The following is a 9,571-nucleotide window of genomic DNA, read 5'->3' as shown; positions in this document are numbered from 1 at the left end:
CGCCGCACCGGCTTCGGGCGCCACCGACGCATCGGCCGCTGCCGCCGCGTCCGCGCCGGCCGCACCGGCTGCGCCAACCGCACCGTTCTCGGTCGATTCGTCGAAGATCAGCGCGGGCGACACCGCGTGGATGCTGACGTCGACCGCGCTCGTGCTGTTCATGACGATCCCCGGCCTCGCGCTGTTCTACGCGGGCATGGTCCGCAAGAAGAACGTGCTCGCGACCGTGATGCAGAGCTTCGCGATCACCGCGGTGATCACGGTGCTGTGGACGGTGGTCGGCTACAGCCTCGCGTTCACGCCGGGCAACGGCTTCATCGGCGGCCTGTCGCGCGCATTCCTGCACGGCATGAACTACATCAAGGGCGACAAGGCGACGACGCTGACCGTCAGCCATCTCGCGACGACGATTCCGGAATCGGTCTACTTCGTCTACCAGATGACGTTCGCGATCATCACGCCGGCGCTGATCTGCGGCGCGTTCGCCGATCGCATGAAGTTCTCGGCGATGCTCGTGTTCATGACGCTCTGGTCGCTGATCGTCTACGTGCCGGTCGCGCACATGGTGTGGGAGCCGACCGGCTGGCTGTCGGCCGACGGCGTGCTCGACTTCGCGGGCGGCACGGTGGTGCACATCAACGCCGGTATCGCGGGCCTCGTGTCGTGCCTCGTGCTCGGCAAGCGCGTCGGCTACGGCCGCGAATCGATGGCGCCGCACAACCTCGTGCTGACGATGATCGGCGGCTCGATGCTGTGGGTCGGCTGGTTCGGCTTCAACGCGGGCTCCGCGGTCGCCGCTGACGGCCGTGCCGGCTTCGCGATGCTGACCACGCAAGTGGCGACCGCCTGCGCGGCGCTCGGCTGGATGTTTGCCGAGTGGATCGCGAAGGGCAAGCCGTCGGTGCTCGGCATCGTGTCGGGCGCGGTCGCGGGTCTCGTGGCGATCACGCCGGCCGCCGGTTTCGTCGGCGTGGCGGGTGCACTGGTGATCGGCATCGCCGCCGGCGTCGTCTGCTTCTGGTCGGCGACCTGGCTCAAGTCGAAGCTCGGCTACGACGATTCGCTCGACGCGTTCGGCGTGCACGGCATCGGCGGGATTCTCGGCGCGCTGCTGACGGGTGTGTTCGCGGTCAAGGACATCGGCGGCGCCGACGGCAGCCTGCTGCTGCAGGCGAAGGGCGTGCTGATCACGCTGGTCTACAGCGGCGTGCTGAGCTTCGTGCTGCTGAAGCTGATCGACCTGACGATGGGCCTGCGCGTGACCGAAGAGGAAGAGCGCGAAGGTCTCGACGTGATCCTGCACGGCGAGCACGTGGAATAAGTCACACGAATCAACGGCGGGCCGCCGCGACGACGGCGCCCGCCCCGAATGAGCGCAGCGACTTCGGCCCGCCTACCCGGCGGGCTTTTTTTCTCCTGTCACGCACTGACGTAGCGGATAACCCTTCACTCTATCGGGTCAATAGCCGAAAACTTCCTGCATATCCTTGTGAAGCCGGGAACAATCCCCAAATGGGCAAGGCAATTGCTCTACAATCTTCATTCTCCCGCTCGCGAGTGATTCATGGTTCCCCACCTCGTTACGGCGTTGAACGGTCCGCTGCTCGAACTCGAGCAGAAGATCCTCGACGCGACGCCTGCGATCGAACGCTGGTTCAGGCTCGAATGGCAGGAACACACCCCGCCGTTCTATTGTTCGGTGGACCTGCGCAATGCCGGCTTCAAGCTGGCGCCCGTCGACGCGAACCTGTTTCCCGGCGCGTTCAACAACCTGCCGTCCGAAGTGCTGCCGCTCGCCGTGCAGGCCGCGATGGCCGCGATCGAGAAGATCTGCCCGGACGCGAAGAACCTGCTCGTGATTCCCGAGCTGCCGACCCGCAACGCGTTCTACCTCGAAAACGTCGCGCGCCTCGCGACGATCATGCGCCAGGCCGGCCTGAACGTGCGCTTCGGCTCGCTCGACCCGAGCATCACCGACATGACGCCGATCACGCTGGCCGACGGCCAGAAGATCGTGCTCGAACCGCTCGAGCGTTCGCAGCGCCGCCTCGGCCTGAAGAATTTCGACCCGTGCTCGATCCTGCTGAACAACGACCTGTCGGCCGGCATCCCGGCCGTGCTGGAAAACCTGCACGAGCAGTACCTGCTGCCGCCGCTGCACGCGGGCTGGGCCGTGCGCCGCAAGTCGACGCACTTCTCGTGCTACGACGACGTCGCGAAGAAGTTCGCGAAGATGGTCGGCGTCGATCCGTGGATGGTGAATCCGTATTTCGCGCACGTGGAAGGCGTCGACTGGCAGGCGCATGAAGGCGAGCAGGCGCTCGCCGACGCGATCGACGGCGTGCTGAAGAAGATCGCGCGCAAGTACCGCGAATACGGGATCAGCGAGAAGCCGTACGTCGTCGTGAAAGCCGACGCGGGCACGGCGGGGCGCGGCGTGATGACCGTGCACGACGCGGCCGAGATCGGCCGGATGTCGAAGGCCGAGCGCGCGCAGATGGCCGAGTCGAAGGCCGGCCTCGCGGTGCGCGACGTAATCGTGCAGGAAGGCGTGTATACGTTCGAGCGCGTCGGCGACGAAGTGGCGGAGCCCGTTGTATACATGATCGACCGCTACGTGGTCGGCGGCTTCTACCGCACGCACGCCGGCCGCGAGCGCGACCAGAACCTGAACGCGCCCGGCATGCACTACGTGCCGCTCGGCTTCGAGCACACCGCGCTGCCGGATGCCGGCGCGAAGCCGGGTGCCGCGCCGCCGAACCGTTTCTACATGTACGGCGTCGTCGCGCGGCTGTCGCTGATCGCGTCGTCGATCGAACTGGAAAAGACCGACCCCGAAGCCATCCAGGTATAACGGACCTTCGCCAAGTACAGGACCTCATGGACATTCTCTTTATCGCCGACCCGCTCGAGCGCTTCAAGATCTACAAGGATTCGACCTACGCGATGATGGCCGAGGCCGCGCGGCGCGGGCATGCGGTGTACGCGTGCCAGCCGCACCAGCTTGCATGGACGGGGAGCGGTGTCGAGGCGGACGTGCAGCGCGTGACGATCGTCGGCGACACGGCCGACCTGCACCGCGAACCGTGGTACGAGGCGGCCGCTCACGAGTCGCGTGCGCTGACGTCGTTCGGCGCGGTGCTGATGCGCAAGGATCCGCCGTTCGACATGGAATACGTAACGGCCACGTGGATGCTCGAGCTTGCCGAACGGGCGGGCGCGCGCGTATTCAACAAGCCGCAGTCGATTCGCGATCACTCGGAAAAGCTCGCGATCGGCGAGTTTCCGCAATTCGTCGCGCCGACGCTCGTCACGCGCGATGCGGCGCGCCTGCGCGCCTTCCACGCCGAGCACGGCGACGTGATCGTGAAGCCGCTCGACGGGATGGGCGGGATGGGCGTGTTCCGCGTGAAGGCCGACGGCATGAACCTCGGTGCGATCATCGAGATGCTCGGCCATGACGGCACGCGCTCGCTGATGATCCAGAAGTTCATTCCCGAGATCAAGGCCGGCGACAAACGCATCCTGCTGATCGCGGGCGAGCCGGTGCCGTATTCGCTCGCGCGGATTCCGCAGGGCAGCGAGGTGCGCGGCAATCTCGCGGCGGGCGGGCTCGGGGTCGCGCAGCCGCTGACCGCGCGCGATCGCGAGATCGCCGACACGCTCGGGCCCGTGCTCGCGGCGCGCGGGCTGTTGCTGGTCGGCCTCGATGCGATCGGCGACTGGCTGACCGAGGTGAACGTCACGAGCCCGACGTGCTTCCGCGAGATCATGGAGCAGACGGGCTTCGACGTCGCCGCGATGTTCATCGACGCGCTGGAGCGTGCGGCCGCGTAGGCCGTCTCCCGCGCAACCCCGGCGGCGGCCGCGCAGGTCCCCCGTCGCCGGAGCAGCTCGACCGGCCTGCTACAATGCCCGCTTGCCCGGTGCCGCGATCGCGCACCAAAGGCCCGGCGGTCGGGCCGAAACTGTTGCAAGGCTGACCATGAAACGTTTCCCACACTCGCTACGCTCATTGCCCCGCCGCGGGGTATCGGCCCGCCAGGGGCGGCCGGGAGCGATCTGACATGGCCGGGATCCTGATCATCGCGCACGCCCCGCTCGCCACCGCGCTGCGGGACTGCATCGCGCACATCTATGGCGGCGTGCCCGCCCGCATCGGCTGTATCGACGTGATGGCGGACAGCGATCCGGCCCAGGTGATGGCGTTCGCGCACGCGGAGCTCGCGCGGCTCCGCGAAGAGAACGGCGTGGTCGTGCTGACCGACATGTACGGCGCGACGCCGGCGAACATCGCCGGCCAGCTCGCGAAGCTCGACAACGTGCGCGTGCTGGCGGGCGTGAACCTGCCGATGCTCGTGCGGGCCGTCTGCTACCGCACCGTGCCGCTCGACAAGCTCGTCGACAAGGCGCTGTCCGGCGGGGCGAAGGGCGTCCACGAGGTGTCGGCCGGCACACCGCCGCCGCCGACGGAAACCGGCTGCGGCCAGTGCGCGCCGATTCCGCCGGAACCGCAACCGCGCACCGAGTCGCACTGATTTCCCGTTTTCCGTTTTAGACAGCACCGCCGGCGCGCGCCGCCGGCGGTCCCGACCGACCCGACCGAGAATCATGCTTCAACAAGAAACCACCATCGTCAATAAATTGGGGCTCCATGCGCGCGCATCGGCCAAGCTTACGCAACTGGCCGGTAACTTCCAGTCGGAAGTCTGGATGACGCGCAACGGGCGCAAGATCAACGCAAAGAGCATCATGGGCGTGATGATGCTGGCGGCGGGCATCGGCAGCACCGTGACGATCGAGACCGAAGGGCCCGACGAGCGGGAAGCGATGGACGCACTGCTGAAACTGATCGCGGACAAGTTCGGCGAAGGGCAGTGATCCGCGCGCGCCGCGCACGGGATCGTTGCCGTTTCCAGTCAGAATGCCGCGGATTCCGCGGCATTTTTTTCGTCGGAAGCATTGATGCGGAATGCGCAATGCTGCGGTGCATGCAGTCAGCGGGGAGTCGCGGAATTTATAATCGCTAACCGGGGTCATAAGCGCATCGCAGCAGTGTGCCGCGGCTTTACTTGTACAGAGGAGGTGCGCGTGTCCTTCACGCTGCATGGCATTCCCGTCTCACGAGGTATCGCGATCGGGCGAGCGTACCTGATCGCGCCGGCGGCGCTCGACGTCGCCCATTACCTGATCGACGCAAACCAGATCGATGCCGAGGTCGAGCGCTTCCGCACGGCGCTCGATGTCGTGCATCACGAACTCGAGGCGCTGCGCGCCGACCTGACCGACGACACCCCGAGCGAGGTCGGTGCATTCATCGACGTCCACGCGATGATCCTGAGCGACGAGATGCTCGTGCAGGAAACCATCGACCTGATCCGCACGCGCCGCTACAACGTCGAGTGGGCGCTGACCGAGCAGCTCGAGCTGCTCACGCGTCACTTCGACGACATCGAGGACGAATACCTGCGCGAGCGCAAGGCCGACATCGAGCAGGTGGTCGAGCGCGTGCTGAAGGCGCTCGCCGGCGCACCGTCCGCGTCGCAGGCGCTCGACCGCGCGGCCGCGAACGGCACGAACGAGATGATCGTCGTCGCGCACGACATCGCGCCGGCCGACATGATGCAGTTCAAGTCGCAGTCGTTCCAGGCGTTCGTCACCGACCTCGGCGGGCGCACGTCGCACACGGCGATCGTCGCGCGCAGCCTCGGCATTCCGGCCGCGGTCGGCGTGCAGCACGCGAGCGCGCTGATCCGCCAGGACGACCTGATCATCGTCGACGGCGACCAGGGCATCGTGATCGTCGATCCGGCGCCGATCGTCCTCGAGGAGTATTCGTACCGGCAGTCCGAGAAGCTGCTGGAGCAACGCAAGCTGCAGCGTCTGAAGTTCTCGCCGACGCAAACGTTGTGCGGCACCAAGATCGATCTGTACGCGAACATCGAGCTGCCCGACGACGCGAAGGCGGCCGTCGAGGCCGGCGCGGTCGGCGTCGGGCTGTTCCGTTCCGAGTTCCTGTTCATGCATCAGAAGGAGATGCCGGAAGAGGAGGAGCAGTTCGCCGCCTACAAGCGGGCCGTCGAGTGGATGAAGGGCATGCCGGTGACGATCCGCACGATCGACGTCGGCGCGGACAAGCCGCTCGAGGCGCTCGACGAAGGCTACGAGACGGCGCCGAACCCCGCGCTCGGCCTGCGCGCGATCCGCTGGAGCCTGTCCGAGCCGCAGATGTTCCTCACGCAGTTGCGCGCAATCCTGCGTGCGTCCGCGTTCGGCCAGGTGAAGATCCTGATTCCGATGCTCGCGCACGCGCAGGAGATCGACCAGACGCTCGACCTGATTCGCGAGGCAAAGCGCCAGCTCGACGACGCGGGGCTCGCGTACGATCCGAACGTGCGCATCGGCGCGATGATCGAAATCCCGGCCGCGGCGATCGCGCTGCCGCTGTTCCTGAAGCGGTTCGATTTCCTGTCGATCGGCACGAACGACCTGATCCAGTACACGCTCGCGATCGACCGTGCCGACAACGCGGTCGCGCACCTGTACGACCCGCTGCACCCGGCCGTGCTGCACCTGATCGCCTATACGTTGCGTGAAGCGAAGCGCGCGGGGGTATCCGTGTCGGTGTGCGGGGAGATGGCGGGCGACCCGGCGCTTACGCGCCTGCTGCTCGGGATGGGGCTCACCGAGTTCTCGATGCACCCGAGCCAGTTGCTCGTCGTGAAGCAGGAGATCCTGCGCGCACACCTGAAGGCGCTCGAAAAGCCGACGGCCGACGTGCTCGCCGCGTTCGAGCCGGAGGAAGTGCAGGCGGCGCTGCAGCGCCTGTCGGTCGCCGAGCCGCGCGCGGATGCGGCCGCATAGGCGCCACGTTGCCGCTCAAAAAGTAGCGAAGTGTCACCACGCATGCGCCGCCTGGCGCATGCCCGTCGCGCGTCAGTGCCGGCCTCCGCACACGGGGCAGTCGGCCTGGCGCGCGATTTTCATCGTCGTCCATTCCATCCGCAGCGAATCGAGCATCATCAGCCGCCCGTTGAGCGTCCTGCCGATGTCGCCGATCACGCGCAGCGCCTCGGCGGCCTGCATCGCGCCGATGATCCCGACCGTCGGCGCGAACACGCCCATCGTCGCGCACGCGACTTCCTCGAACGGCTGGTCTTCCGGAAACACGCACGCATAGCAGGGCGCGGCCGGGTCGCGGAAATCGAACGTGCTGATCTGGCCGTCGAAGCGCAGCGCGGCGCCCGACACGAGCGGCACGCCATGCGCGACGCACGCGCGGTTGATCGCGTGCCGCGTCGCGAAGTTGTCGGTGCAGTCGAGCACGACGGTCGCGCTCGGCACGTGCGCGTCGAGCCATGCGTCGTCGACGCGCGCGGCGACCGCGTCCACCTTCACCTCGGGGTTCAGTTGCGCGAGCGTGTCGCGCCCCGATTCGACCTTGCTGCGGCCGACCGAGGCCGTCACGTGCAGGATCTGCCGCTGCAGGTTCGTGAGATCGACCGTATCGGCGTCGACGAGCGTGATCGTGCCGACGCCCGATGCCGCGAGGTACATTGCGGCGGGCGAGCCGAGGCCGCCCGCGCCGACGACGATCGCATGCGCATCGAGAAAGCGCTGCTGCGCCTCGATGCCGATTTCGTCGACGAGGATGTGGCGGGAGTAGCGAAGGAGTTGATCGTCGTTCATGGGGGGAGTCGTGGGCGAAGCGGCGGACGTGTCGTTATTTTAGGCGCGCATGAAAAACGGGCCATCGCGGTCTTCCCGCGATGGCCCGTCGGATGCCGGCCGGCGCTTACTTCGGCGCCGACGCGGGCTTCGGTGCGGAAGCCGGCTTCGCGCTTGCGCCCGATGCCTTCGGGGCCGTGGCGGCCTTGCCGGCCGTGCCTTTCGTGCTTTCGGCGAGCAGCGACTTCGATTCCTGCACCGGCTTGCCTTCGAGCTTGTTGAGCGCCTGCTGCATCATGAAGTCGTCGGCGCTGCCGAACTCGATCGGCTTGCGATCGCGATCCTTCTGGCGCTGTTCCGGCGTCTTCTTGTCGTTCTGCTCTTCGAGGACGCGCAGTTGATCCATCCGGCGCTGCTCGCGCTCTTCCTGTTCCTTCTTCTCGTTCGGATCCTGCGTGTTCGCGAGGTGGTTCGTGTAGTCGACCTCGCGCGTCACGAGCACGTCGTCCGGATCGCCGTCCGCGTACTGATCGACCGGCACGTCCGGCGTGATGCCCTTGTTCTGGATCGAACGGCCGCTCGGCGTGTAGTAGTACGCGGTGGTCAGGCGCAGCGCGGTGTCGGCCGTCATCGGGCGGACCGTCTGCACCGAACCCTTGCCGAACGTCGTCTTGCCCATGATCTGCGCGCGCTTCGAATCCTGCAGCGCGCCGGCGACGATTTCCGACGCGGACGCCGAATAGGCGTTCGTCAGCACGATCATCGGCACCGTCTTGAAGACCGGCGGCAGGTTCTTCAGCGGATCGCCGTCGAAGGACGGCAGGCGATAGTTGTCGTACGTATCGCGGTAGACCTGCTTCGAATCGGGGATCTGGCCGTTGGTCGACACGACGACGGAGTCGGGCGGCAGGAACGCGCCGGCCACGCCGACCGCGCTCTGCAGCAGGCCGCCGCCGTTGTTGCGCAGGTCGAGGACGAGGCCCTTCAGGTTCGGCTGCTGGCGTGCGATGTCCTGCAGCTTCTGTGCGAGATCGGGCGTCGTGCGCTCCTGGAAGCTCGTGATGCGGACATACGCATAGCCCGGATCGAGGATCTTCATCTTCACGCTCTGGACCTTGATGATCGCGCGCGTGACGGTGACCGGGAACGTGCGGTCGTCGCTCTTGCGGAAGATCGTCAGCGTGACCTTGGTGCCCGGCTCGCCGCGCATCTGCTTCACGGCCTTGTCGAGCGTCATGCCGCGCACCGGCTTGTCGTTGATGCGCGTGATCAGGTCGCCCGGACGGATGCCGGCGCGGAACGCGGGCGTATCTTCGATCGGCGAGATCACCTTGACGAGGCCGTCTTCCTGCGAGATCTCGATGCCGAGACCCGCGAAGCGGCCCTTCGTCTGCTCCTGCAGCTCGTCATAGTCGGTCTTGTCGAGGAACGACGAGTGCGGGTCGAGGCTCGACACCATGCCCTTGATCGCGGCCGTCAGCAGCTTCTTGTCGTCGACCGGTTCGACGTACTCGCGCTTGATCTGTCCGAAGACTTCCGCGAACAGGCGGAGCTGGTCGAGGGGAAGCGGCGCCGTGGCGGTCTGCTCGGCCGATGCGGAAACCTGCAGCGTGGCGAACACGCCCGTGGCGAGGCCCGCGGCAATCAGGCCGATGTTCTTCAATTTCATTCGCATAGAGATCTGGTGCGGTCGGGAAGCGCGTGGCGGTAGCGGGGATGTAGCGGACAAGTATAACTGTTCGTCCGAAGACTCAGTGGAACGGCGCGAATTGCGTCGCAGCGGGCGTCGCGGCGGGCCCGGAAGGCGGCCCGGCCGGGCACCGCCGGGCGCGCCGCGGGTTCGAAAGCGGATTCGACAGCGCCGGGGGCGCGAAGGTTCGCGCGGTGCGCCGGCAAGGGGCGG

At 66.8% G+C, this 9,571-nt stretch carries 8 protein-coding genes; 6 read left to right on the top strand and 2 right to left on the bottom strand.

Features of this window, described 5'->3' with window-relative positions:
* The 6 genes from ABY44_RS14930 to ptsP all read left to right on the top strand — a co-directional run.
* Nucleotides 1–1,321 (top strand): ammonium transporter (locus tag ABY44_RS14930; protein WP_431641368.1); only part of this gene is annotated, 1,321 nt, incomplete at its 5' end.
* Nucleotides 1,322–1,564: 243 nt separating this feature from the next.
* A complete protein-coding gene (gene gshA / locus ABY44_RS14925; protein WP_011353295.1) occupies nucleotides 1,565–2,854 on the top strand; it encodes a glutamate--cysteine ligase in 1,290 nt (429 codons plus the stop codon).
* Between the two features lie 26 nt (nucleotides 2,855–2,880).
* Nucleotides 2,881–3,837 (top strand): glutathione synthase, encoded by a 957-nt coding sequence (gene gshB / locus ABY44_RS14920; protein WP_027789051.1) that lies wholly within the window; start codon nucleotides 2,881–2,883, stop codon nucleotides 3,835–3,837.
* A 230-nt stretch (nucleotides 3,838–4,067) separates the two neighbouring features.
* On the top strand, nucleotides 4,068–4,538 hold the full coding sequence (locus ABY44_RS14915; RefSeq protein WP_027789052.1) for a PTS sugar transporter subunit IIA: 471 nt from the start codon (nucleotides 4,068–4,070) through the stop codon (nucleotides 4,536–4,538).
* A 73-nt stretch (nucleotides 4,539–4,611) separates the two neighbouring features.
* Nucleotides 4,612–4,881 (top strand): HPr family phosphocarrier protein, encoded by a 270-nt coding sequence (locus ABY44_RS14910; protein WP_006477716.1) that lies wholly within the window; start codon nucleotides 4,612–4,614, stop codon nucleotides 4,879–4,881.
* A gap of 210 nt (nucleotides 4,882–5,091) precedes the next feature.
* On the top strand, nucleotides 5,092–6,864 hold the full coding sequence (gene ptsP, locus ABY44_RS14905) for a phosphoenolpyruvate--protein phosphotransferase (protein WP_059688699.1): 1,773 nt from the start codon (nucleotides 5,092–5,094) through the stop codon (nucleotides 6,862–6,864).
* A gap of 72 nt (nucleotides 6,865–6,936) precedes the next feature.
* Here the strand turns inward: ptsP and ABY44_RS14900 are convergent, their stop codons facing one another.
* Together ABY44_RS14900 and ABY44_RS14895 are read right to left on the bottom strand one after the other, a co-directional pair.
* Nucleotides 6,937–7,689 (bottom strand): HesA/MoeB/ThiF family protein, encoded by a 753-nt coding sequence (locus ABY44_RS14900; protein WP_060084165.1) that lies wholly within the window; start codon nucleotides 7,687–7,689, stop codon nucleotides 6,937–6,939.
* 106 nt (nucleotides 7,690–7,795) lie between these two features.
* Nucleotides 7,796–9,343 (bottom strand): S41 family peptidase, encoded by a 1,548-nt coding sequence (locus tag ABY44_RS14895; protein WP_027789055.1) that lies wholly within the window; start codon nucleotides 9,341–9,343, stop codon nucleotides 7,796–7,798.
* Nucleotides 9,344–9,571: the final 228 nt, after the last annotated feature.

Origin of the sequence: Burkholderia sp. ZZQ-2, from assembly GCF_050768715.1 — a bacterium.
GTDB classification, from domain to species: domain Bacteria; phylum Pseudomonadota; class Gammaproteobacteria; order Burkholderiales; family Burkholderiaceae; genus Burkholderia; species Burkholderia cepacia.
This window is presented reverse-complemented; position numbering and strand designations above follow the sequence as displayed.